Annotated in this window: 16 protein-coding genes, 1 pseudogene and 1 riboswitch; of the genes and pseudogenes, 14 read left to right on the top strand and 3 right to left on the bottom strand. The window is 49.5% G+C overall.

Going from position 1 to position 25,706, the window contains the following annotated elements:
- The first annotated feature begins 341 nt into the window (after positions 1–341).
- Both DP091_RS32250 and srtB read left to right on the top strand, forming a co-directional pair.
- Entirely contained in the window at positions 342–6,767 is a 6,426-nt protein-coding gene (locus DP091_RS32250; protein WP_113058006.1) for a DUF7601 domain-containing protein, read from the top strand.
- 21 nt (positions 6,768–6,788) lie between these two features.
- Entirely contained in the window at positions 6,789–7,568 is a 780-nt protein-coding gene (srtB, locus tag DP091_RS08910; RefSeq protein ID WP_113057989.1) for a class B sortase, read from the top strand.
- A gap of 348 nt (positions 7,569–7,916) precedes the next feature.
- Here the strand turns inward: srtB and DP091_RS08900 are convergent, their stop codons facing one another.
- The 3 genes from DP091_RS08900 to DP091_RS08890 form a co-directional block, all read right to left on the bottom strand.
- On the bottom strand, positions 7,917–8,870 hold the full coding sequence (locus DP091_RS08900) for an aldo/keto reductase (RefSeq protein ID WP_113058005.1): 954 nt from the start codon (positions 8,868–8,870) through the stop codon (positions 7,917–7,919).
- Between the two features lie 102 nt (positions 8,871–8,972).
- Entirely contained in the window at positions 8,973–9,791 is an 819-nt protein-coding gene (locus DP091_RS08895; protein WP_113057987.1) for a helix-turn-helix transcriptional regulator, read from the bottom strand.
- Between the two features lie 259 nt (positions 9,792–10,050).
- Positions 10,051–10,521, bottom strand: a complete 471-nt coding sequence (locus tag DP091_RS08890; protein ID WP_113057986.1) for a MarR family winged helix-turn-helix transcriptional regulator — start codon at positions 10,519–10,521, stop codon at positions 10,051–10,053.
- Between the two features lie 159 nt (positions 10,522–10,680).
- Here DP091_RS08890 and DP091_RS08885 point away from each other — a divergent pair, with 159 nt between their 5' ends.
- The 12 genes and pseudogenes from DP091_RS08885 to DP091_RS08830 all read left to right on the top strand — a co-directional run bounded on the left by DP091_RS08885 (position 10,681) and on the right by DP091_RS08830 (position 25,605).
- Entirely contained in the window at positions 10,681–11,601 is a 921-nt protein-coding gene (locus DP091_RS08885) for an alpha/beta hydrolase family protein (protein WP_113057985.1), read from the top strand.
- A gap of 690 nt (positions 11,602–12,291) precedes the next feature.
- Positions 12,292–12,405, top strand: a pseudogene (locus DP091_RS31760) (polyketide cyclase); the annotation flags it as partial.
- Positions 12,402–12,854 carry an SRPBCC domain-containing protein gene (locus DP091_RS08870; RefSeq protein WP_113057983.1) on the top strand — a complete coding sequence of 151 codons (453 nt, stop codon included), beginning with the start codon at positions 12,402–12,404 and terminating at the stop codon, positions 12,852–12,854. The pseudogene DP091_RS31760 and the gene DP091_RS08870, both read left to right, overlap by 4 nt.
- A 139-nt stretch (positions 12,855–12,993) precedes the next feature.
- The gene (locus tag DP091_RS08865; RefSeq protein ID WP_113057982.1) at positions 12,994–13,665 is read left to right on the top strand and encodes a response regulator transcription factor; all 672 of its coding nucleotides are present in this window, start codon (positions 12,994–12,996) and stop codon (positions 13,663–13,665) included.
- Positions 13,653–14,759, top strand: coding sequence for a HAMP domain-containing sensor histidine kinase (locus DP091_RS08860; protein ID WP_113057981.1), 1,107 nt, complete (start codon positions 13,653–13,655; stop codon positions 14,757–14,759). The genes DP091_RS08865 and DP091_RS08860 overlap by 13 nt, the downstream gene beginning before the upstream one ends.
- 51 nt (positions 14,760–14,810) lie before the next feature.
- Positions 14,811–16,307 carry a serine hydrolase domain-containing protein gene (locus DP091_RS08855; protein WP_113057980.1) on the top strand — a complete coding sequence of 499 codons (1,497 nt, stop codon included), beginning with the start codon at positions 14,811–14,813 and terminating at the stop codon, positions 16,305–16,307.
- Positions 16,308–16,628: 321 nt separating this feature from the next.
- Entirely contained in the window at positions 16,629–17,534 is a 906-nt protein-coding gene (locus DP091_RS08850; RefSeq protein ID WP_113057979.1) for a methyl-accepting chemotaxis protein, read from the top strand.
- 217 nt (positions 17,535–17,751) lie between these two features.
- Entirely contained in the window at positions 17,752–18,849 is a 1,098-nt protein-coding gene (locus DP091_RS08845) for a glycosyl hydrolase (protein WP_258394449.1), read from the top strand.
- Positions 18,839–19,714, top strand: coding sequence for a GGDEF domain-containing protein (locus tag DP091_RS08840; RefSeq protein WP_113057977.1), 876 nt, complete (start codon positions 18,839–18,841; stop codon positions 19,712–19,714). The genes DP091_RS08845 and DP091_RS08840 overlap by 11 nt, the downstream gene beginning before the upstream one ends.
- A gap of 43 nt (positions 19,715–19,757) precedes the next feature.
- Complete coding sequence (locus tag DP091_RS31295) at positions 19,758–19,901, top strand: hypothetical protein (RefSeq protein ID WP_181469756.1); 144 nt, start codon at positions 19,758–19,760, stop codon at positions 19,899–19,901.
- Positions 19,894–21,195 (top strand): glycosyltransferase family 2 protein, encoded by a 1,302-nt coding sequence (locus DP091_RS08835; RefSeq protein WP_113057976.1) that lies wholly within the window; start codon positions 19,894–19,896, stop codon positions 21,193–21,195. The genes DP091_RS31295 and DP091_RS08835 overlap by 8 nt, the downstream gene beginning before the upstream one ends.
- A gap of 329 nt (positions 21,196–21,524) precedes the next feature.
- Positions 21,525–21,616, top strand: a riboswitch (cyclic di-GMP riboswitch).
- 1,133 nt (positions 21,617–22,749) lie between these two features.
- The gene (locus DP091_RS08830; RefSeq protein WP_181469755.1) at positions 22,750–25,605 is read left to right on the top strand and encodes an isopeptide-forming domain-containing fimbrial protein; all 2,856 of its coding nucleotides are present in this window, start codon (positions 22,750–22,752) and stop codon (positions 25,603–25,605) included.
- Positions 25,606–25,706 lie beyond the last annotated feature (101 nt).

Below are 25,706 nucleotides of genomic sequence, written 5' to 3'. Positions count from 1 at the left end.
CATAGTTGGAAAAATTATTTATTCTGCCATCAATACCAAGTGCGGAAGCAGACATCAGGGGGAATGTATGAGAAATGAAGAAGAGAGGAACCCATGATGCGCTTACTGTGTTTAAGACTTACATCAAACATGGGCTTATAGCCCAAAAATTGTATAGAAATTGTATAGATCTCTACAGTATAATGGGCGGGCACGCCATATAATTTGTCGCATTTTGTCATTTTACGTTATATGGCGACGATGGCCAAAGGGAAGGGGGAAAAGTTCTGGCCGCAGCCAAAAATTTTTCAGGGGTGAAGGAGATTTCTATATTGAAACAAAAACGCAGTTTAGGTAAAACTATGCTATCTTTCTGCCTGGCAGTTTTGCTTGTCTTGCAGACAGTGGTGTTCCCTGCTGCTGCATATGCGGATGGGGAATCCGGCTCGCCGAACGCGGCCGAATCGCCGTCGGTATCGGAGGCGGTGTACGACGAGCCAGGCGAACCGCCGTCGGCAACTAAGGCAGTGTACGCTCCCGCAGCAATGGCGGCAGACCCGACGGACAAAACGGCAGTACTAGCAAACGCCAATCCGACGTTTAACCTCACGGTGAAGCAAGGTGACCCTGCGGCTGTGATTCAGCCGGGGGGCGAGATTAACGGTCGGGAGAACTTTACCCTTGAGCTGGATAATATCGCCGTGCCGACCAAGGGCGACGATCTCAATGCTCCGCCCGAAAGCGTAATTCAGCAGGGGGATTATGCCGTTCTGGATAAGGCGACCTACTTCCCTGATGTGAATTTGACGCCTGCGGGTCCTATACCTATCAATCAGGGCGGGCTGAAGATTGCTACCGTCCAGTTTTTTGCCGATTCCATCAAGATTACGTTTGATGGAGCAGGGGTATATGACGGGAGTCGACGCGACGTCAAAATCGGCTTTTCCGCTACTGCCAAGGCAGCAGATCAGGCGCCCGGAGGAGGCAGGGATACGGCCATTTTCGGAAATGGCTATAAGTTTAAAAACTCGGATTTGGTACCGGAGTATACCATTGCCGTAAGCTCCTTAAGCAACGGCGGCTATGACAGTGGTATTAACAGTCCCTCTTTTCAAGAGGGCACCATTACGTGGCGAGCGGTAGTGACTGCTACCGACAAGGACGATAAGACCATCGCCATGCCGCTGGATGGGCTGACCTTCTCAGATGCGCTTGTGAATGTAGGCGTATATATGCCTGGGTCCTTCACAGTGGATGGAAAAGCGGCAGATCCTGTTTATGCTGCCGATCGTACACTTTCCTACAAGTTCCCAGGCGTATCCACTGCCGATGACGTTAAAAGCACGGCGACGATTACCTTCAAAACGTGGATTCCTAGGAATGCTTATTACAATGAAAAGAACGGCAATTTTGATCAATATGGATGGTACCGCATTGATAATGCCGCAAAGCTCTTGGGTGACACTGCCGATGAAAAGGCTTCATCGAACACCCATCGGATTGCCATACGCCCTAACTGGATTGCGGTGACCGGCAAGCCTGCTAAGAGCGGAAACGATACGCTTATCACGTGGACGGTTGTGGTCAACCAGAGAATCAACAATAACAGCGTGCTGTCTAAATCCGGCTTGCAGAATGTTAAGATTACAGACAACCTGCCCGCTGGGACGGAGTTTGTGTCCGCAACCTATAAGAATGGAGACAGCGGTACGGATACCCCAATTACCCGTAACGCCGCAGGGGAGTATGAGATCGGATCCGCCATCGGCGGGAATCTGGACGGCCCGCTCTATATGACGGTTGTGACCAGGGTGACAGACAGCAGCAAGTCAACCTTCGACTACAAAGCGCGCGCAAACTGGGAATTGGATGTGATGGATGAAGGGACTGCCATCCAGAACAACGATGCGACCGGCTGGACCGCTCCTGCTGCCGTTGTGGACATCGCACAGGTTAAAATCGGCGCACATGCTTTCACGAAAGGCGTTGCAACAAACAATGCTACAGCCTACGCGCTGTATAACGTCGGAGGCGCCAAGTGGACGATCAACTTGACGCTGCAGTATGATCTGGATGCTCCAGTCGTCTATGATTTGCTGGTTCACGGCGGTTCGCTCGATGTATTGGATAATCTGGATGCCAATCCTGAGGTAACGCCGGCCATTCTGGATGCGATCAAGAGTCAAATCAGCGATAAGCATCTCTGGCAAAAATACCGCGACAAGACGTTGACTGTGAGTAATGGGCTGATCGGTGATGTGATCCCCTTGACGGTGAACGGCGAACGGGTAGCGGACCTTATCAGAGTGACCGGGTATAAAGGAGATGTGTTGGGGAGCGTTACTTTCGAATCCGTTACGACCAACCCGGATAATCTCTTTCGTCAGGATTTCGCAGGGGGATGGAGCAACCTGGCCTTCTTCTTCGATGGTGACGATTATATAAACCACAAAGAAGCCACCGTCAAGAACCCGGTGCGGATGCTGAACAAGGAGATGCTGTACGCGAGTTCGGTCGATGAGAACGGCAATCCGCTAGGAAATATAGCCGCCGATTGGAACCGAAACTATAACAACTATAGCGGCAGCACGTGGACGCGGCCAATTGTCGTCAATGATCCGAATTGGTATTTGGACAACTCCCGTGATGATAAATACATCCTGGCAGGCTACGATCGCAAGGATCGAACAGTTACTTTCCGGCTGGCAGTGAACATGCCAGGATTTAATACGGATGAGATGGCCAAAGATGATGGAGCACGCGTAGCCAGTGACATCAAGCTTGTGGATACACTGCCTGAGGGCTGGGAGTTTGTCGATTATGCTCCAGGCGAGGCTTATCGGCTTTATAAAGGTACTACGGGCTATAATGCGGGCTCAGGACAAAGTGCTGGCGGTTATGGCAGATACGCACAAGCAAGCGGGATCATTCAGCCGAACGATCCCAAGCATGTGGTTAGCTTTACGAAGAATGATAATGTAGGCACCTTCACCTTCTCTAAGCTGGAGAGTCCTTACGTCATTCTGGTGAAGGCGCGTCCAACCAATGCCGCGCTTGCGAATTACAACCTAGGCAACAATAATGCCGGTGAGAATCAGGCCGAGTTCTCCATGAAATGGGGAGACAATCCGTATAGCGCTACTGAAAAGCACAGAATTATTGTGCCTATGCAGTCTCTAAGCAAGACGGTGAAAAAGCCGGTTTCCGGCGTGCAGGAATGGACGGTGAACTATACGCCTCCGTTTGAGATGAAGCAAGGCGTCTATTTGCTGGACACCCTTGGTAAGGGACTAAAACTGCGCCAAAATGCAGAAGGCGGTTTATCTCTTGAACCTTCCGACATCGCTGTTTATCCTGGTAAGATGAAGCCGGACGGCAGTCTGGAGCGTGACGGAGGGCCGCTGAATCTTGCGGATCCGAATAGTGAGGTGAAGGTCACCGCGGGCACAGACCCGGGAACTGGGGGATCGACGCTTAGGTTTGATTTTGCCGACCCGAACAAGTTGTATCAGATCGTTTACCAGACCGAATCCCAGGGTATGCAGCCAGGAACGGCCGGGAATTCCATCAAGCTGATGGGCGATGATACCCTTCCGCCGATCGGAGCCCAGAGCAGTATTACACTGGACGCGAACGATGTAGCGGGAAGTGCGAACGAAAACGGCCTGCTCTTCCTCAAAAAGGTTGGTCCCGACGGTACAACACTGCTGAAGGATGTAAAGTTCAAGCTATATAATCCTGATGGTACTCCGGCTAAGGATATGAACAACAATGAGATGGAAGAAAAAACGACGGGCACGGACGGCAAGACGAATTTCATTATTCAGGTGCCGGGGGATTATCTGCTCAAACAGACGTATATCGATCCTCTCACTTACTTGCCTACGACTACGGTATACCGGGTACGAGTCATCGATGCGCCGGGCAAGCCTGTCCTTGTTGACGGACAGAAAGTGGAATCGAACAACCCACTGATCGTGCCTACGCCGGCTCAAGGCAAGCTGACCATTACCAACAAGGTGGAAGGAAACGGGAGCGATCAGAATAAAGAGTTCGAGTACACCGTTACTTTCACCGGCGAAGGCAAGGACGGAGAGTACACCTATAAGAAGCCAGATAATACGTATGGCAAGATCAACAGCGGAGACAAGATTACCCTCAAGCACGGGCAAACTGTGATGCTCCCCGCATTGCCTGCGGACCTGGCCTATGCCGTAACCGAGGCAGATTATACGACCGTTGACGGTTACACGACCATGCCGGAGACGAGAGAGTTATCCGGTACAATCGTAAATAAAGGCGACCATAAGGCGGATTTCGTCAACAAGCGTTACGTTAACAATCTGACCGTAAGCAATACCGTCACGGGGGACGGCGCAGAACCGGACAAGCCGTTTAAATACACGGTGACCTTCGACGGTGCAGGAAAAGGTCATGCCTACGATTATGAGCATTCAGACGGCACGACAGGCAAGATCAAGTCCAGCGATACTTTCATGCTCAAGGATGGCGAGACCTTTAAAATTAAGGATCTGCCGGAGAATTTGAAGTATACGATCGCCCAGGACGATTATAAAAACGATGGCTACGCGACCACCCCTACACTGTCTGACGAGGGAGTTATGGCGCGCGTCGATCGCGAGGCGGATTTCGTCAATGAACGGACCGTGAACAAGTTGACGATCAGCAACATGGTCATGGGCAACGGTGGTGACAAGACGAAGGCTTTCGAGTATACCGTCCTCTTTGAGGATACAGGCAAGGATGGAAGATACGCTTACGAGAAATCGGACGGCAGCACGGGCACGATCAAGTCTGGCCAATCCTTCACACTTACGGATGGAGAGAAGCTGGAAATTGTAGGTCTGCCTAAGGATCTGAAATACACAGTGACGCAGAAAGACTACACGACTGACGAATACGTGACCATGCCTAAAGAACTGTATTATACCGGGGTCATGGTGGACAAAGATGAAGTTGCCCCGTTCACGAACGTGCGAGTTATCGAAGGCGGTCTGATCATCAGCAACAAAGTTGAAGGCAAAGACAACGACAAGGCCAAGCCGTTCAAGTACACGCTCACTTTCACAGGCGAGGGAGCGGACAAATCCTACGCTTATGAGAAGTCGGACGGCAGCACAGGAACGATCACGAGCGGAGATACCTTCGAGCTTACCGACGGTCAGACACTCGTTATCGAAGATCTTCCGACGTATCTCAAGTATACGGTGACCCAGAATGATTATACGCAGGAAGGCTATGTGACAAATCCAGAAAGCTTCGAACACACAGGCACCATTCCGGAGAAAACAAAGGCTGAAGCACATTTTGTCAATATTCGCCCGTATCTGGAAGGCGTGCTGCGTGACAACAACACAGGAGAAGTCATTCCGAACGCGGAAATCATCGTGACGAACAAGAAGACCAATGAACAGCAGAAGATTTGGACGAATGAGAAGGGTGAATATTCCGTCCCTGCCGAGGCGGACACCGACTATACGATCACGTATACGAAGGTGTACACGGTAGGCGGAAAAGATGTGCCTATCGAATTCACGCAAAAAGCAAATGTGGACAGCAGTGTGAAAGGCGAGACCGTGCCAGCGGATATTACGGCTGTAGGGATCGTTCTGTTCAAGCAGCTGGACGGAACAACAGAACTATTCAATCCTTCGCTTACCAGTCAGATGCGCATCTACTTGAAGGACAAGGACGGCAAATATATTCAGGAGAACGGTCGTCCTAAGGCGTTCCAACTGGCTTCGAACGGCACCTTCTCCATAGAAGACGAAGAGCTGAGGGCGCAGCAGTACACGATGGAAGTTCGCTATCAAGCTGAAACTGGTGAGGAACTGTTCTTCAAAGTGACGCAGCTGGACGTGAAGGCTAACGGAGAGCTGAATATCTCCGAGGAATTGGTCGACCCTTACGGTACGGTTTATGATGAAACGACAGGTGATGCCGTCACAGGCAAGAAAATTGAAGGAGCCATAGTTACCCTGTATTATGCGGATACGCAGCGGAATCGAGATAAAGGACGTACTCCGGATACGAAGGTAACGCTTCCTCCGGTTCCGAATTTTGCGCCGCACGACAACAAGAGCCCAGAGCAAGATAGCGACGCAAATGGCTTCTACGCGTACATGGTGTTTCCTGAAGCGGATTATTATCTGATCGTAACGAAGGACGGATACGAGACGCACAGAAGTGATACGATCTCTGTCGATTTCGACATTGTGAAATACGACGTGCCGATGAAGCCGATCAACACCGGCGGCGGACCAGGCCCTGTCAACCCGGCACCAGAGCCGGGGAATCCAGGCCCTGTCAACCCGGCACCAGAGCCGGAGAACCCAGGCCCTGTCAACCCAGCTCCAGAGCCGGAGAACCCAGGCCCTGTCAACCCAGCTCCAGAGCCGGAGAATCCAGGCCCTGTTAACCCTACTCCAGAGCCGGAGAACCCAGGTCCTGTCAGCCCAGCTCCAGAGCCGGAGAATCCAGGCCCTGTCAACCCAGCTCCAGAGCCAGAGAACCCAGGCCCTGTTCCTGATCAACCTGGCTCCGAGCCTGGCAACGTCAACAATGAGAATAACAACATCGACAACGTGCCTGATGTCAGCGACTTAGCCGATAAGGGTGCGGGCAATGGAAATAACGAACTGGACGATGCTCCGGAAACCGGAGACAACAGCGTATCGCCAATCTTCTATATGGCTTTGGCGCTGATGTCCTTGATGACGATCGGGTTCTGTCTACTCGGTAACAAGAAGAAAAAGCACATCCAATGATCGGAAAGGCGGTAAGAGGAAATGAGCAAAATCAAAAAAATTCTTATCGCCGTTTCCTTCCTTGTGTTGGTATTTTCTCTCGTCAATATTGCGAGAATTTCCCTGCGGGATTATGCTGAGAAACAGAAAATCGAAGAGCTGGCAACAGCTTGGGAGGAAGGATCGAACAAAGGCGGAGGGGCTGCATCCCCCTCCGTTTTGTTCAATAAGGCGAATGAGCCGGTCATGCTTCCCGAATTTCGAGAGCTTTACGAGAGAAACTCGGACATCGTCGGCTGGCTGAAGATGGACGGCACCCGAATTGAGTACCCGGTCATGCAGAATCCACAGGATGCGGAGTACTATCTCAATCATGATTTCGATAAAAAGGAAAACAAAGGCGGCCTCCCTTTTTTGGACGCGCATAGCCGGACCAACGGTTCGGACATTGTGCTGATTCATGGGCATCACATGAAAAGCGGCTGGATGTTTAAAGATTTAATGAAGTACAAGAACGAAAGCTTTTATAGAGAGCATGCAACGTTCCAGTTCAGCACGCTTTACGAAAAGGAAGAGTATGAGATTGTAGCCGTTATTCTGTCAAAAGTTTATCGCAAATCGGACGACGTCTTTAAATACTACCAGATTGAGAATGTAAGTACGCCGGCCGAGTTCGATTCGTATGTTCAGAACATCAAAAAACTCGCTCTTTATGACACAGGCGTAACAGCCCGGTATGGCGATAAACTTATTGTACTGTCCACGTGCGAGTACTCGACCGAAAACGGCCGGTTAGCGGTGGTCGCCCGAAAGCGTTCATGACGATGTTGAAATACAGAGTGAAGCTGTTTTATATCGCGTTCTCCTTTGGAGGACGCGATTTTTTTAGGCTTAATTTGATCCAGTTTAGGGCTCTTATTTTTCGCCGATGGACCCGTTTCGCTGAACCGCATCTACCGCAGGTTCTTTTTCAAACGGCGGTGATCGGACTCGTACTTCCTTGCGAAGGTGAGGAGCTCGTTGCTTGCGTGTTCTGGTGGACGTCGGTAGTTGGATCTGGCAGAGCTGCAGGCGTTTTGCTCACGGAGTCACGCAAGGTCCAAAAAGGCCATCCCGTATAGGATGGCCTTAAATCTTGCCTTAGAAGGTCGCAGAAAGGGCGGATGCTTGTCAGAAGGCGCCGAATCGGCCGCCTGCGGCCACGCCCTTGGGGGATATACGTTCAATCTCCGCCAGATCGTCAGCTGACAGCGTCACTTGCAGCGCTCCAAGATTCTCTTGCACGCGGTCCAACCGTTTTGTTCCCGGAATCGGAACGATTTGCTCGTCTTGTGCCAGGAGCCAGGCTAGACTCAATTGGGCGGGGGTGCAGCCTTTTTGAGAGGCCATTTTCTCGATCAGGGAGACGACCTCAACGTTCTTGGCGAAGTTCTCGCCTTGGAATCGCGGGTAATAGCGCCGATAGTCGTCTTCCGGCAAATCCTCAAATTTCTTGATCTGGCCGGTTAGGAAGCCGCGGCCAAGCGGGCTGTAAGGGACTAGACCGATACGCAGCTCCTTAAGAACCGGGAGAACTTCGTCCTCCACTTCCCTGCTCCATAGGGAATATTCGGTTTCGACTGCGGTTAAGGGATGTACCGCATGGGCCCGTCGGATAATATCGACTGGCGCCTCCGACAATCCGATGTATCGAATCTTCCCTTGCTTTACGAGGTCAGACATCGTGCCGACTGTTTCCTCGATAGGGGTATTGGGGTCGGGGCGATGCTGATAATAGAGATCAATGTAATCCAGTCCCAAACTGTAGAGGCTGGCATCAACGGATTTCTTGATGTAGGCGGGATCCCCTTTCGGACCTTGTCCATGCGTGATTCCGAATTTGGTGGCAATAACGGCCTCATCGCGCCGACCTTTAAGTGCACGTCCGACAAGCTTCTCATTTCCCCCAAACCGCCCGAGCGTATATTCCGTCCCATAAAGATCGGCTGTATCAAACATCGTCACGCCCATATCCAATGCTCCCTGAATCGTACGCACGGATTCGTCGTTGTCAGGCATCATCATGGTTCCAAGGCTGATGGCCGACACTTCAAGCCCTTCTTTTCCTAGTTTTCTTTGCTGCAGCATAGGTACCCCTCATTTCTGGCGTTAGGATTATTCGAATATGAGCCCATTCTAATCGATCCTTACCGAGGCAACCACACAACGTTTTTACTAGTAAAAATATTAACGGTCAGAACCCGGATCCTCAGTAGCCGGGGTGTAAATGCAGATGTGGATATCCGGGCGGTCAGACAAATTCACCAAGGAATGGATATCATAAGCAACAGGTTGATGGGTAACGGGGGACTGCAAAACAATCCGGTTGACCTTTTTGAGGTGAACATCGTATTGTCCCCACAATCGATCGAATTCGGGGCTGTTCTGAGTAAGCTCCTCTACTGCCGTCTCAAACCAAGGGTCATCCCGGTGTTTATCGTAATAAGTTCGGAACACGCCCACCGAATAACTCGAAAATTCTTCTATATTCACGATGCGATTGCGCATTTCCGTATCTTCGAACAACAAACGCATGAAATAACGATCTTGAACAGGAATGGAAGCAAAGTCGGTGAACGTCTCCTGAGCTGCCTTGTTCCAAGCGAGCACTTCGCTTCTCTCATTGGTGATGTGAGAGGGGTACGTCAATTGATCTATAATCTTCTGCATATGCGGATCTACGACGGCTGGGCCCGCAAAAGGCGTCTCGAATGCATGCGGGTTCCAGAGCTGGTATAAATGACTCTTCTCGGCTGGAGATAATCGGAGTGCTTGGGCGATGCTGTCGATCACATCTTTGGACGGGGTTAAATCCCGCCCTTGCTCCAGCCACGTATAGTAGGTGACGCTCACGCCCGCTAGTAAGGAGACTTCCTCGCGCCGCAGTCCGGGCGTCTTCCGTTGTCCGATGGCGAACTCCAGGCCCGCGTCCTCCGGCGAAAGTCGTTCTCTGCGTGATTTGAGAAACGCTCCCATTGCCTTTGCTTTGCTGTTAGTAACAGTCATAGATCGATCACCACCTGAATGTTGGGTATTGAGCTTCATTTGATAACAAATAATCGTTGTAGAACTACGATAACATTTTACTATATATAAACTCCCGTTGTGGTTGATGAAGGTGCGGCAAAAATAATGGGGAATAATAGCTTAACTGTCGCCAAGTCGAAGTATATGGATAAAAAAGAAAGAACTCTCCGCGTCTGAAGAGTTCTGTTTATTGAGTACGATTGACTTATCCACTGAAGGAATGACTTCAAAAAACGGGTCACGGCGTAGGGGGTTTACCAGACGAGGAAGACCCTGTTATTGTACTTTCCGCAAGCCTGGTAATCGACTCAATGTCTTGATCGGTTAAATGATCAAGGAAATATTTGCGTATTGCCTTGGAAACTATGGGACGGGCATCATTCAATGCCGCTTCTCCAACGGAAGTAATGATGACTTGAACACCGCGGTCCGTGTCTAACGGCTTCCTCATCACAAGTCCGCGTTTTTCCATCCGCGTCAAATGGTGTGACAGTCGACTCTTGTCCCAGTCCATCGAGTCGGCCAATTCCTGTTGGCGAAGGTTGCCGTTCCCCAAAAGGACTAACCGATCCAACACCCCATAATCACCCTCTGACAGTCCAGTCTGCTCGGACATCTCTTTTATTACGCGACCGAAGATGCTCTGAAAGGAGCCTTTCCACATATGCCATATTCGCATTTCCTCTTGGTTTAGCTCGTTCTTGTTCATAGGAACATCATAGCATGGTTGACGTGTCAACTACAATATGATACAGTTGACAAAGGTTGACGTGTCAACCTATACTGCCGATTTATTTCAGGAACCAGCTTGACCGCTTTCTCCCCGTAACGGTTTGGCTAATCTTTTTTCAAGAAAGGAACATTTATTATGAAAATTAAAGTTAGTGTGCCTACTCCAGTCGTTTCGGTGAAGCCGGTAGTCCTATCAGCGCCGGACCGTGGTGAGGATCTGCAAGTGCGAGTGTCTGCGCCCGCGACGGGGAGTGAATTGCCTATTCTCGTTTTCTCGCACGGCTTTGGCTGGTCGTTGGATGGCTACGGCCCGTTGGCCGACTACTGGGCTGCTCATGGCTTCGTGGTCATTCAACCTACCCATCTCGATTCGAGGACGCTGAATCTTCCTCCTGAAGATCCCCGTACGCCACGGATCTGGCGTTTCCGAGTCGAGGACATGAAGCGCATCCTCGACCAGCTTGATCAACTTGAAGCTTCCGTTCCCGGTCTCAGTGGACGCCTCGATCGAAGCCGTATTGCGGCAGCCGGACACTCCTGGGGGGGCCAGACGGTGAGCATGCTGCTCGGCGCGCGAGTCCTCGATACCCATGGCGAGCCGGGAGAGGATATGTCCGACTCACGAATCAAGGCGGGCGTGCTGCTTGCCACAACTGGCAAGGGTGGTGCTGATTTGAGTCCGTTCGCGGCAGAGCACTTCCCCTTCATGAACCCGAGCTTCGCCGAGATGAGCACGCCGACCCTTGTGGTAGCGGGAGATCATGACCAGTCCCAACTGTCCACTCGGGGACCGGACTGGTTCACCGACCCGTACTTCCTGAGCCCGGGCAGCAAGAGCCTGCTCACCCTCTTCGGAGCCGAGCACTCGCTTGGCGGGATCCCCGGTTACAGCGCTGCGGAGACGACGGACGAGAGCCCCGAACGAGTCGCCTTGATCCAGCAGATCACGTTGGCCTATCTTCGAAATGAGCTCGACCTCGACGACTCCAGCTGGCCAGCCGCTCGCGCGGCTATAGAAGAGAGTGATATCCCGCTGGGGCGCATCGAGTCCAAATAAGGGCCTCGATCGCACCGACCCGTCAGGCCTACTCGCTCTTATAGCAGCCGTGGATGAAGAGGAACGACGGTGGCGTATACGGTCATTGAAGGACAGAAGGACATGCGCAAAGAAAATGTTAGATAAGAAATCGTTACTATATAGATTAGCTTAATATGTTTAACGAAATAACGGAGGAGCTGCCGCGGCAGCTCCTTTCGCAATTTTTTGCTGATAGGCGCAATAAGCTGAACCTGGATCATGAGTAATGCGAAATGGCTCCCCACAATGCCCATGCCTCTGACTCTCAGGTAGCATTCTGCGCATGTACTTAGTCATGCCACCGAGAGGGGGTTCCATCTTTAGGAAGTCGATGTGCTTGCGTGACCAGCCGTTATCGCGGGTGCTTTCGCTGCGAGCCTGGTAATAGCGTTTCATGTCGCTGCCATAAGCTTGGACCAATAGCTTGTGCTCAAAAGTTAGAGCGTAAAAAATACTGGCGGAGCGCCCCGGTTTCACTTGAACCTTACGTAACGTAATGTTTTACAATAGACCTACCGGTACATAGCTAGCGACAAAGAGTGGAGATGGTTCAGAAAAGACATTGGAAGGTCGGGTGCCTTGCCAAACTGACGGGGCTTACCGTACGAACCCTCGGGTTTTATGATCAAATCGGGTTGTTCTCTCTGTAGGGACAAACGGTATCCGGCCACAGGCCAAGGTGTATTCTTTAACGAACATGATTCGCCAGAAATACGAGAGCACGGTACAAACAACATGTTGGACACACTGGGCAAGATAGTAGAAGGGGAGGTAAGAACATGACAATAGGTGAGAATGAACTTATGGCTTCGCGCGAGTACGATGTCCCACAGGAGCTTGTGTTTCGGGCATGGACAACCCCAGATTTATTAGCCAAGTGGTGGGGGCCGAAAGGCTTCAAGAATACGTTTCACGAGTGCGATATGAGGCCGGGAGGCACGTGGAAGTTCACCATGCACGGACCGGATGGCGTGGATTATCCTAACCATAATGTCTTTGTTGAGTTCGTGCCGACGGAGCGGGTCGTGATTGATCATCTGAACTTTCACGAGTTTCGGGTAACGGGTGCCTTCGATGATATCGATGGCCGGACCAGGGTCACCTTCCGTCAACGTTTCAAGAAAAAAGAGGAGTTTGAAAAAGCGAAGCCCATCTGCATAGAAGCTAATGAACAGCAGCTTGACCGACTTGGCAAGGTGCTAGCGGAATTGGTCGATAGCTTTGTAAAGTGATATCTGCATTTACCCAAAAAGACTGCTACTTAAGTAATTTCTCTAAAAAGTCGCCGTTCACGATCCCTGCTGGGAATCGGACGGCGATTTTTGTTATGCTGGGTCTAGAGAAGTTGATATTGGAGGCGGAGAGGGCAAGATGAAAAAGATACTGATCGTAGATGATGAAGCCGATCTTCGCAAACTGCTCACGGATTACTTTGAAATAAACGGTTATTTCGTGATGACGGCGAAGGATGGCAGCGAGGCGCTGCGGCAAATAGAGAATCAACCGGATCTTGTGTTGCTGGATATTAGTATGCCGGAGCTTGATGGTCTGGAATTATGCAGGAAAATCCGGCATTTTGTGTCCTGTCCGATCCTGTTTCTAACCGCCCGCGGCGAGGATGCGGATAAAATATCGGGATTTCAGGCCGGAGGGGACGACTATATTGCCAAACCGTTTAGTCTTCATGAGCTGGGCGCGAGGGTAGAGGCGCATTTGCGCAGGGAGATGCGAAGCCAAACGAAAACGTCCGTAAGATTTAGCGAAGATTTGGCCATTGATTATTCGGCTCGGGCGCTTTACATCCACGATGTACAAATTCCCTTGGCCAAAAAAGAGTTCGATATTATAGAGCTATTGTCCATGCATCCCGGAATGGTGTTTGACAAAGAGCGTATTTTTGAAAAAGTGTGGGGACTGGACGGCGAAGGCGACAGCGCCGTAATAGCGGAACATATCAGGCGAATTCGTATCAAATTAAAAGAGCATGGCTGCGGCGACAGGATTGAAACTGTGTGGGGAGTGGGTTACAAATGGCGAAAATGATAAACTGGCTGAGCCTGAAGCGGTTAACCTTGCTGCAATCGTTCATCCTATTATGCTGCCTTACGCTCATCGCCGTTCTAGTCGTCATCACATTGGAGTTTAGATGGGCGGAAAGTATACGGTTGCGGTTTGCCGGCTATTCTTCCGTGAACGATTGGTTGCTGCCTTCCCTCGTTGCGGTTGTCCTGTTAACGGTTGCCGTCGGCATCGTCCTGATGGGCAGCCTGTTTTATCGGTGGAAACTGAAAAAACCACTTGAAATCCTGATGCAGGCATCGGAGAAAATTTCGGCGAACGATTTGGGGTTTCATATTTCTTACGACAGCCGGGATGAGATGGGGGAATTATGCCGTGTATTTGAGAATATGCGCGGTCAGTTGGAGAAGAACCATCAAACGCTCTGGCGATCGGTCGAGGAACGGAAACAACTGAACGCTATTTTTGCCCATGATCTGAGAACGCCCCTATCCGTTCTGAAAGGGTACTCCGAGTTTATCACCGCCTACTTGCCGGAGCGCAAGATATCCGAGGAGAAACTCTTGGACACGATTCAAACGATGCAGGCGCATATCGTCCGTCTTGAAAGCTACACGGAGGCGATGAATTCTATTCAGAAGCTGGAGGATATGCCGGTACAGAGCCGTATGATTGAAAAGGATGAACTTATCTCCTTGCTGAATGACAGCGCGCGCCAAGTTACCAAACGGAATGGTAAGACTTTCGGTTCATCCATTGCCGCGGAAGTGAACGAAATAACGGTCGATGTCCATTTGGCGATGCAGGTTTTTGAGAATTTGATCGTAAATGCAGCGCGTTATGCCTCTAGTCACGTAAGCGTTCATTATAACGTCGGCAAGGGCTTCTTTTCTATAACCGTCGCGGATGATGGCGCAGGTTTTTCCGAAGGGGCGCTCCGCAAGGCCGTACTTCCTTTTTATCGCGGAGAGGTATGGGATGCCAATGAACATCACGGACTGGGGCTTTACATTTGCAAAGTTCTTTGCGAAAAGCATGAGGGTAGTCTGCAGGTAGCCAACGGCCTCCATGGCGGTGGGAACGTAACGGCAAGTTTTTTGTACGGAGTTGATAAATAGTTGAAAAAGATCGATTAGCATTTTCCTTAACATGAATTAAGGAGTGCTAGTATGAGAACCGTAGAGAAGAAAATGTGGCTAGTCTTGAGTTGTTTCCTGCTAATGATGGGCATCCTGGCCAGACCCGCTTCCGCCGTTGAAGTCCGAAGCAAAGCCGAAGTCCGGCAGGAAATCGATCAGTACGTCAAAAAAACGATGAGCGCCAATCATATTCAGGGTGCGGCTCTTGCCATCGTTCATAACGAAGAGGTGTTCTATACGCAAGGATACAGCGCTGGTTCAGAGGGCCGTGATATAAACGACCGCACCCCCTTTCCTATTGCTTCGTTAAGCAAATCTTTTACGGCACTGGCTGTCCTTCAGTTGGCGGACAAGGGACTAATCGAGCTTGATGCGACGTACGCATCTTATTTTCCCGACCTTGCACCTAAGGACGAGCGCGTTCGCGATATTACCGTTCGCGATTTGCTCAACCAGACAAGCGGTCTGAATGACAAGGTGAATCCCGACATGACCCGTTCGTCCCCATATCAATCGCTCCGACAGGTTAACGAGTCGTTGAACACGGTTCAGCTAGCGAATGATCCTGGAGCAGCCTATAGCTACCACAACCCGAATTATCAATACTTGGCTTTATTAGTCGAAACAATGAGCGGGCAGAACTTCTCCGATTACTTGGAGGATCATATCTTTGAGCCTCTGGGAATGAGAGATACCTTTAATGTGAGCAACACGCGGCAGATCAATGAGAATTCCGCCATTCCGCGGGGACATTATATATTGCTCGGCCATCCTGTAAGCCATCCTGAACCATCTTGGTTCGTTGACGGTCCTGCCGGAATCGTCTCGACTGCTGAAGATATGGCCAAGTGGATGCTCGCCCAATATAATGGCAGGCTTCTTACGCCAGAGCTGATGGGGCAGTACCATACGGCCGGACAGAACGGTCCGTATGGAATGGGGTGGCTTGCGGAAGAGGATGAGCAAGGGGGCCGGACAATTTCCCATAGTGGCATTTTCTGGACGTATAAGGCGGAAGAGACGATCTATTTGGATCAGCGGCTGGGCATTGCGATGATGTTTGACTCCGGTTTAAACGCCTTTGTCGATTATTCGGCTTTTGTCGACGGAATCGCAAAGATTATGAAGGGAGAAAAGACCGAATCGACGATTGTCAACAGCAAAAACATGGAGGTGGTTATGATTCTGCTGGTGCTTGCGACGATTGCTTGGGGGATATATAGGCTCTATCGGATCCATCGAAGCAAAAAGGCCATGACAACCGGGAAATTGATTGTTTCATTAGCCGGAGGACTGCTGCCTATCTTGATTCTTCTGTTTCTGTCGCCGTTAGCTACATTTATTGGCGCCGGGCGAGTATTGCCTTGGTATGGACTATGGACTGCCATGTCATCGCTGATCATATGGCTTGTTGTATTATCGCTTGTGAATATAACGGTTATGGTCTGCCGTTTCAGGTTGTATTACCAGGCCAAGAAGATGAAGGGAATAACCACTTCACCTTATCCAGAAACCCCCTCAAGATAACCCTATACGTAAGCAACTATCCAATCCGATTCCCCAAATTCAGATGAAAAGTAGCTAGACTCGGGACAATCCGGCGTAACTAGGAGACAGATGTTTGGAAAGGAGCTGTCGAGGCATGCTCCTTTCTTATTTTCCTCTTAGCAAATTTGTCCGCTATCAGCGTGTATATTTTTTGTATAGATAAAGTTGTTAAATTGATGTATTAGGGCGAGTCGGTGAGTGCCCGTTACTAAGGATTCATTCAAGGATTTGAGCAGCAAAGAAGTATATTAAATTACACGAATGCGCCCGCTTTATGTCATGGTGGAGGTCGAAACTTTAATGATGATAAAACAAACGGTAACGGACGAGTTAGTCGTCAGAGCGATGGAACGGAATCTGGCTATGATCCGTTTTGATACGGATCGAAAGGTGGCTTATGTAAACGAGGTATTCGCCAAGACGATGGGATATTCGGTTGAGGAAGTACAGAAAATGCATCATCGAGACTTTTGCTTTGACTCCTTTGCTAATTCACCGGACTACGATCAGTTCTGGAGAGCGCTATGGTCCGGGCAAAGCTTTCAGGATAAGGTTGAACGGAAAAATGCCCGCGGTGAAACGGTATGGCTGGAGGCAACCTACATCCCGGTATATGACGAGCAGGAGTCCGAGATCATCGGTGTTTCCAAGATCGCAACAGATATTACGGAACGCCAATTCAGCCTCACCACAGTGGTTAAGGAATTGGAGATGACCTCTCAAATCTTAAGCCAGCGGGCAGAAGTCGGCATCAGCAGGAGCCGGGAGCTTCTGCTTAGTGTAGACCGGATTGCTGAGGTTTCTGAGGATAATACGCTTACACTTAAGGGCTTGCAGGAGCAGGCCAGATCAATCCAGGGAATTGTGCAGACCATTCGTGACATTGCATCTCAAACTAACTTGCTCTCCCTAAATGCAGCCATCGAGGCAGCCCATGCGGGTCCGCATGGCAGAGGATTTGAGGTTGTAGCAACAGAGGTACGCAAGCTGTCGAGCGAGGTATCGGAGTCCATCATCCAAGTGCAGGGCACCATTAGCGGGATCACCAAGGAAATATCCGAGATTTCAAACGGAATTAGCCGTATTCAGTCATCAATCGTGGGGGGGCAGCAACAGATACGTGTGACTATGGAAGACTTCGACAGCATTGTTGCCCTTGCTCAAAAACTGGACGATCAAGCACGAAGTGTTACTGAAAACATTTAACATACACTCCAATGACGGTGATCTAAATATATCAAATGGGTAGAAAGACCGAGCCTGGAGGCTCGGTCTTTGTAGTGCTCTCTTAAAACCTCCTAACCTGTACAGTTTTTGTACAGAATGGAATGATACAATTCGCGAGGGGGTTAGAACCCTAGGTGCAGATGCTTTTTGACATAAGAGTTTACTCCTGAGTGAATGGAGGTTGGGCGGTTTGAACATGCGAAGTGGACACAAAGCCTTGTGGATAGGGCTTGCTATATTGTTAAGCACCGCCTTGGGAATCGGGGGATATTTGATCCAAGCTAAGGGGGATATATCAACGAAACGTTTTATTACGATGAACATGACCAACCCGAATGGCACGCTGGCCACCTATTTACAGGATGCCCAGTCGGTCAATCCTGATTTGGCAGCAGGACGAGAGGCGCTCTCCGAATCTCTTGGGTTTTGGATGCAGGCAGCGCTGGAAAGCCGTGATCTTGCCGAGTTTGAGAGGAGTTATGACATATTAACCCGCTATTTTATCGCGGATCGCCATTATATTGCGTGGAAACTTAATCCCGAAGGTAAGGCCCAAGTCAGCACGAACGCGCTTGGCGACGATTTACGGATTATCGGGGCTCTGCTGGAAGGTGCCCGGATATGGAAGGGCCATTCCGAATGGAAGGAGACGGCGGGGGAGCTTTCTGAAACCTTGCTAAACAGGTCCCAAAACAACGGGTATCTGGTGGATTTCTACGATTTCACCAGGCTGGAAATGCCCGATACGCTGAGTCTGGCCTATGTGGATCTCCCGGCACTCAAAGGGCTCCAGAACGAAGGACTACTGGATGAGGACACGTACATTCGATATCATTCCCTGCTTCGGAACATGCCGGACGACGGTGTGTTCTATCCCAAGTCCTTTAATGTAGTGACCAGGGAGTATACCTATGAAGCCAAGGTGAATTTAATTGATCAGCTGCTGATTGCGATGTATGCCGGGGAAACGGGAAGGGACCAAGCGCCGCTGCACCATTTCCTGAAGGAGGAGTTCGAGCAGGCGGGGAAATTGGCTGGACAGTATACACGGGCCGACCGAAAGGCCGCGGTAAATTACGAGTCTCCGTCGGTATATGGCCTTGCGATCAACTTTGCGCTTCAAAGGGGAGACAGGCCATTTGCAGCAAAACTGTACAAGCGGATGCAAACCTTCAAGGGAAAGGACGCCCATTATCCCGGAGGATATGTATTCGGGAAAGATACGCATATTTTTGATAACTTGCTTCCTTTATTAGGCGAATTTGCTTTTCAACGAGGTGGACATGGAAAATAAAAAATTGATCCAGCGCATGGTCTGGGGATACGTACTGCTGATCGGTTTAGCGCTCCTGCAGGAGCTGTTGCTCTATATTAATGTCTTTAGAGACTCATCTTTTACGCTGCTTGAACTGGGATTCAGTATCGGATGCCTTGCGGCTCTGCTACTCGGTTTCTTGGTCCCTCCCGGGGTCTCGGTCGTTAGTATTTTTGTTTATATCGTTGCTTATTTTGTATGGCTTACGACGTATGCCGAGGTCGATGTGCTGTCCATCTCCTGGCTATGGCTGCTGCCGGCCAACGTGGCCGCGGCCACATTCATCAAATCCGGATTGATTCGCAATAAACGGCTGATGGAGCGGCTTGAGGAGCTGCAGCGAAGGAACCCGGAATTGGACTTGGCAACCTCGCTGGGCAATAAGGAAGCCTTTAAAGAAACGTTGATCAAGCAGTCCAACTTGGCCAATCGTTATTCGGATACGTATAACTTCTGCCTGGCCATGTTTAAAATCGAATTTCTGCCGATGGTGCGGGAATCCCTCGGTTCCCAAGGCTACGCTCAGCTGCTCGCTTCCTTATCGGAAGGGATACGGAATCATATTCGTTACGAGGATTACAAGTTTGGCCTTGACGAGGGACGATTTGTCGTGCTGCTTCCCATGACGAACCAGGAGTATCTAAAGGCACTGACGGACCGGATCAAGCACGCGCTGATGGACATGCCGTTCCAGGACCGGAAAGGCGGGGAGCTGAAGCTGGTAATCCGTACAGGAGCGCTGGTGTTTGCTAAGGAGCAGTTCAGCAAATATGAAGATGCGGATGCCGTCATTGCCGCACTCGAACGCAATACGGAGACCGATTTGATCGGAGAGTATATATAAATCATGGTCAATATATTTAGTTAAGCGGCAGGAGGAGGAAGAAATGTCTTACAGCGAATGGTTTATTCCGCTTTGCAAAATCGTCAGCCTGATGTTTACCCTTGCGGTGCTGGGGCTGTTCATTGCAACGATGGCCCTTCGAGTTCGCGTACATCGAAAATACGACCGGAGGAAGATTCGTGGCTGACTTATTATTAATGTTTTGTATTGTTAGCATTTGGGCTGCCGTGTTGGAGTCGATCCTGATTATGGGGGGAGCGGTCCGGTTTATTTTCAGGCAGAGCCGCAGGGAATGGACCATTCCTGATGTGGATGAGATGGAGCATTTCCCTAAGGTAACCGTCATGGTGCCTGCGCACAATGAAGAATTGGTGATCGCGGCAACGGCGGAAAATATTTTGCGGCTCAATTACCCGAAGGATAAGGTGCAGCTCATTGTCATTGCCGATAACTGCAGTGATGAGACTGCCGGTAAATTGAAGGCTTTGAGAAGCAAGGAAGCGTATCGCGACCGGGACTTTATGATCTTTGAACGTACAGGAACGGGCGGCAAGTCGGGAGCGCTTAATGATGCGCTGGAGTATGCGAAGAACGAGTGGATTTGTATCTTTGACGCGGATGCGGCACCGGAGCGGAACGCCTTGTACTTCTTGATCGAAAAGGCAATGGAAGACCCTGAAACCTACGGAGCGGTATTTGGACGGAACAAGGCCAGAAACCGCGGGCAGAATTTCCTCTCCAAATGCATTAATCTCGAGCTGGTGACCGCGCAGCGAATCTATCATACCGGATTGTGGGAGCTGTTTAAGCTGGGGACGATTCCGGGAACGAATTTTATTGTGAAAACGGAGCTGATGCGCGAGATCGGCGGCTGGGATACGGAGGCCATTACAGAGGATACGGCCATCTCGTTCGAGATCATGACAAGGGGGCAGCTGATCGCCCTGGCTCCCCAGGCGGAAGCTTATCAGCAGGAGCCGGAGCAGCTCAGCGTGTACTTGAAGCAGCGGGAACGATGGGCCAAGGGGAATTTTTCGGTCGTGATCGAGAACATCCATCATTTGTTTAATCGGTCAAGCTGGCGGATCAAGCTGCAAGTGCTGTACTACGCGGCGAGTTATTTCTGGTTTTTATTATCCATTATCGTGTCGGATATCATCATCGTTGTCAACTTGGCCTACTGGGTGATTGCGCTGTTCAATCCGGATGTGGTGTCACCGTTCCAGTTTGCCGATGATGTATACGTCTACCTGATGGTGGCCTGGGGATTGATGTATTACCTATTTGTGCTGCAGATCAATCTGGCGCTGGCAACCGATGTCGGGCAAAGCACAACCCAAAATTTCATTCTGTCCTGCCTATCGTATTTCACGTATGCTCAGCTATTTCTGCTCATTTCCCTGCGCGCGCTCTATTCGTTTGTCGTAGACAAAGTGACAGGGAGAAAAGCCAAGTGGTACAAAACGCAGCGATTTGGATAAAGGGAAAGGATCCGTGCTTGGTAGTGCATCGGCGAAGATAACGTGGCCTCGAAAGCCAGGGGGCCCTTTTGATATGGTTACATCGGTTCGATTTCATTCAAGGCGAGAACCTATCAGTTGAACCTTTAGTCCTAATTTCCCCAGAATGGTATAAGGTTCTTTATAACTGATTGGCTTCCATTTCGGGAAAAATTCGGATCATAAAGTGACTCAGTTCTCATACCGTTTTGACTTTAAAGGGGTATATGTTCAGGCCGTAAGGATTATAGACACAAATAGGAATAAAAAGTACACTGAATTTGAACATTTTATCGATAAAATAATACATCGTACGACAATAGCAAACCCACCGAAAGGTGGCGACGCAAAGCTATAGGGGCTAATGTGTGGAGCATAAACACAATGCCAGCCAGCTGCCGAATACGACGGAAGCCTCCGTCCATTTTTCAATGTGTGTAAATTTGTGACGAGGGCTTTTTTGTGTTTTTCAAAGTATTAAAGAGTAGTAGGTGTTACGAACTCAGATACTCCCCTAAAGCACAAGATCTGTAAAGCTCTTGTATACATATCGAAGCTGTAATATTCCTTACAAGGGGGAATGCATATTTTTGGAGAAGAAAATAGCAAATGTGTTAGTGTCCTGTGCTTTAATTTTTGATGTTTCATTATCATGGCTGGAGGATTCTCCTTGGTTTCGCCAATAGAGACCAAGGGATAGAGGAGGAAAAAAACTTGAGTTTAAGAAAATCGAGAAAGAGGATTCATTACATACTAACATGCCTCATGGTAGCCCTTCTCATTTCGAGTGGCGTACTGCCTTCCATGTCTCGTATTGTCAAAGCGGCTGCAGGAGACATATATTCAAGTCAGGTCCCGGTATACTCTTTTAATGGACAAAATGTAATTACCGTTTTCGATAAAATCGGGTTCTACCATCTTCAAGCTGTTGGCGGAAGTAACGTTAATGGCTATGACGTTTCGCAAGACCCCAAAATAAAAGGCAGATATATTGATGCGGATAATGATTCGTCGACCTTTAGCAGTACTTCAATGGAATACGTACCTAATGGAGATATGGAAGCGGCTTTTCTGTATGTTATCCCTAACAATATACAGATATCAACAGGCGGACAGCCAGGAACTTACATCCAGGGGCCAAGAGGTGGGAAAATCTTTTTTGATAAGGCCGTTAATGGCGTGTATGATATTACGGATTTTGTCAAACAAGAAGGTCCCGGGCACTACTGGGGGAAAAACCTGATATTGCAAAACCCATTGTCCATTCCTTGGGGCCAAGATGCCTTAGCAAACTGGGATATCGTATTTGTTGAAAAAAATGAAAGTCTGCCACCAATGATGACAAAGTTAAATTATTATTTTGGTTCTAGAACCAACAACCCTACTACTTTGTCAGACCAGCCTTTTCTAACAAAGCAAACCGGCAGTTTAAAAGGAAGTATGGTTGCCAGTGTATATGGTGGAAATCAAAATATAAACAATGACCAATATCGAATTATTGCATATAAAAATAACCAAATCGTTAATAATTCTTTCATGAGTGATAGTGCTAGGGCGGAGAATAACTTTTGGAACGGAAGCATTACTAAAAACGGACAAAATATTAGTGCAAGAAATCCAAACCGGACCCCAGCTAACACGGATATTTTTAATTATGATTTTACCAGCTCGTCTTATTTCCCGGCAGGGATTGATCGTTTAGACCAAGTATTCACTGCAGAACCTGTAAATTCTGCGGGTAGCACGGACGGATACAGCCCGCATTTTTGGGGAGTAGCCTTAGAGGTCATTCCCCCTGAGTTAGTCGTTAGCAAAAGTGTAAAAAATAAAGCAAATAAGACTTACCATGAAGTTGGTGACACGGTTGAGTATTCGATTGTCGCTAAGAACACAGTTGACGGAACCGTAGCGAAGAACGTAACCATCGAGGACGATATCCCAACAGGTTTAGAGCTTGTGGAAGGAACGCTGCGCGCTAGTCACCAAGCAGTTCCTGAATATAGCAACCGAAAAGTTTCGGTGAATTTCGGACATGTATCGGATACGGACGACCGTACGGTTACGTTTGAAGCTAGAATTCTGGATAATCAAGCGGGCAATACGATTAACAATGTTGCAACTGTAAAAAGTGATGGCTTAGATCCGGTTACGGCAGATACCGATTTCACCGTTAATAAGAATCCATTGCTAGCGTCCAACAAAACGGTAACCATTGCGGAAAAAGCACCAGGCAACTTGGACGCGCAGCATGCTGAAATCGGAGATACGCTTATGTATACCATTCAGACTCAGAATACAATCGCAGACAGTGTGGTCCACAATCTCACCATCTCTGATGTGGTTCCAGCGGAGCTGGAGTATGCCGCGGGCAGTCTGACTGTGGACGGAGTATTTGTAACAGATGCGGAAGGGGACGACGAAGGCCATTATGCCAATGGAAAAGTGACGGGGCAATTTGGAGATGTGACCGATACGGAGAGGCATACGATCCAATTCAAAGCGGTCGTACAGCCTGGACAAGCGGGTAAGGATATTATCAATATTGCGACTGCTGGAGGTGACAATATCACTACGCCGGACAGGCCTCGAGTAGAAGTGGAAGTCTACCCAAGGAATCCGCAGATTGAAACCGAGAAGTTTGCCGTGAACACGGTAAGCAAGGCAACGTATGAAGTCGGGGACACCATCAACTATACGATTCGAGTAAGAGGTGTGGTCAACGATACGTATCTGGAAAATCTGACGATTACGGATACACTGCCGGCAGGCCTGAAATACGTGCCGAACAGCTTAAAAGTGGAAGGTGTAACGGTTACCGATGAGAACGACAACGATGCTGGTTATTCTGTAACGGGCGAAGTATATGGCTCATTTGGCAATGTTAAGGGCACAGACTGGCATACGCTGGAGTTCCAGGCCGTTATTCAACCGGGACAAGGCGGTCAGACGATCCAAAATACCGCGCTAGTAGAAGGTGACAATATTGTTCAGCCAGGCGAGCCGACAGAGAAAATTGTCGTTGAGCCAGAACCGCCAGTCGATCCAGATCCAGTAGATCCAACAGATCCAGTAGATCCAACGGATCCAGTAGATCCAACAGATCCAACAGATCCGGCGGATCCAACGGATCCTCCAGTCGATCCGGTAGATCCACCAGTTACCCCTCCAGTCGATCAGGGTAACGGCGGTGGAGGCGGTTCAGGTGATGTAACGCCGCGCTCTCCGGTCGTTGAATCTGAAAAGACTGCAAAGGACCTGAATGGTGGGAACATCGAGGTCGTGGATACGATCGAGTATACGATCCGGGCCCGAAACACGGTTTCCGGCAGCCAAATAACGAGCATGGTAATTTCGGACAAGCTGCCTGCAGAACTGGAGTATGTAGCAGGTACATTGAAAGTAAACGGTGTTTCGGTAACGGATAACGCCGATGGCGACAAAGGCGAATACGAGAACGGTACGGTTAAAGGAAGCTTCGGAACCGTAACGGATACAGCTTGGTATACGCTGGAGTTCCAGGCGAAGATTATCAAGGGAGAACACGAGGGCGTTATCGAGAACGTGGGTGAAGTGAGCGGAAGCAACCTGAATGTTCCGAGCCGCCCAAGTGAAGAGATCACGATTAACGATCCGACGTCTGTGGATCCGGCTCCTGTCTTGGAATCCGGAAAAGAAGTGAAGGATCTGAACGGCGGTACGATTCAAGTCGGGGATGTGATCGAGTACACGATCCGTACACGCAACACCACCCCGAATACTGTGAAGAATCTGAAGATCTCGGATGAGCTGCCGAGTGAACTGAAGTACGTAACAGGCAGCTTGAAGGTGGACGGTGAATCGGTAACAGATGCTCAGGATACCGATAAAGGCTCGTACGTGGATGGCATCGTCAGCGGACAGTTCGGCAACATTACAGATACCGCATGGCATACGATTGTGTTCCGTGCCGAAGTGGCAGCAGGACAAGCCGGGCAGACGATCCGCAACGTAGGTGAAGTAACGGGAGATAACTTGGTGGAGCCTTATCATCCATATGAAGACATTATCATTGGTGTTGAAAGTGGAAGTAATCCAGGTAACCCAGGAGATACGAATGATGGCTCTTCTTCGGATAAGCCGAACAATACGGAAGAGGAAGAGTCGGATGTTGGGTCCCCGGACTCCAGTCAACCCGGAGGGTTAAGTGGGTCCGATGAAACGGATGTATTAGGTGAATCTGATAAACCGGGTCCATCCGGTAGTTCAAATGAATCGGCGTCTGCAGAATCCGGAGACAGCAAGGGCACAGGCAATAAGTTGCCGGATACAGCTACGAATATGTACAGCTATTTGCTTGCAGGGTGCATCATGCTGTTTGCAGGACTGTTCCTGCTAAGAAGAAAAAAAGCATAAAGATATAAGTTCGAACAACAGCCTCTAAGCGTACACTTAGAGGCTGTTCTGTTGTTATTTTAATAACAATGAGGGGGCGAAGAACCGCATCTTGTGGCTGA

Source organism: Paenibacillus sp. MDMC362 (genome assembly GCF_003269305.1).
Classification (GTDB): domain Bacteria; phylum Bacillota; class Bacilli; order Paenibacillales; family Paenibacillaceae; genus Paenibacillus_AQ.
This window is presented reverse-complemented; position numbering and strand designations above follow the sequence as displayed.

Bases quoted from the DNA above. Each gene is read 5' to 3' on its own strand.
- DP091_RS32250 (WP_113058006.1), top strand. From the start codon at position 342: ATGCTATCTTTCTGCCTGGCAGTTTTGCTTGTCTTGCAGACAGTGGTG.
- srtB (WP_113057989.1), top strand. From the start codon at position 6,789: ATGAGCAAAATCAAAAAAATTCTTATCGCCGTTTCCTTCCTTGTGTTG.
- DP091_RS08895 (WP_113057987.1), bottom strand. From the start codon at position 9,791: ATGACTGTTACTAACAGCAAAGCAAAGGCAATGGGAGCGTTTCTCAAA.
- DP091_RS08890 (WP_113057986.1), bottom strand. From the start codon at position 10,521: ATGAACAAGAACGAGCTAAACCAAGAGGAAATGCGAATATGGCATATG.
- DP091_RS08885 (WP_113057985.1), top strand. From the start codon at position 10,681: ATGAAAATTAAAGTTAGTGTGCCTACTCCAGTCGTTTCGGTGAAGCCG.
- DP091_RS08870 (WP_113057983.1), top strand. From the start codon at position 12,402: ATGACAATAGGTGAGAATGAACTTATGGCTTCGCGCGAGTACGATGTC.
- DP091_RS08865 (WP_113057982.1), top strand. From the start codon at position 12,994: ATGAAAAAGATACTGATCGTAGATGATGAAGCCGATCTTCGCAAACTG.
- DP091_RS08860 (WP_113057981.1), top strand. From the start codon at position 13,653: ATGGCGAAAATGATAAACTGGCTGAGCCTGAAGCGGTTAACCTTGCTG.
- DP091_RS08855 (WP_113057980.1), top strand. From the start codon at position 14,811: ATGAGAACCGTAGAGAAGAAAATGTGGCTAGTCTTGAGTTGTTTCCTG.
- DP091_RS08850 (WP_113057979.1), top strand. From the start codon at position 16,629: ATGATGATAAAACAAACGGTAACGGACGAGTTAGTCGTCAGAGCGATG.
- DP091_RS08845 (WP_258394449.1), top strand. From the start codon at position 17,752: ATGCGAAGTGGACACAAAGCCTTGTGGATAGGGCTTGCTATATTGTTA.
- DP091_RS08840 (WP_113057977.1), top strand. From the start codon at position 18,839: ATGGAAAATAAAAAATTGATCCAGCGCATGGTCTGGGGATACGTACTG.
- DP091_RS31295 (WP_181469756.1), top strand. From the start codon at position 19,758: ATGTCTTACAGCGAATGGTTTATTCCGCTTTGCAAAATCGTCAGCCTG.
- DP091_RS08830 (WP_181469755.1), top strand. From the start codon at position 22,750: ATGAGTGATAGTGCTAGGGCGGAGAATAACTTTTGGAACGGAAGCATT.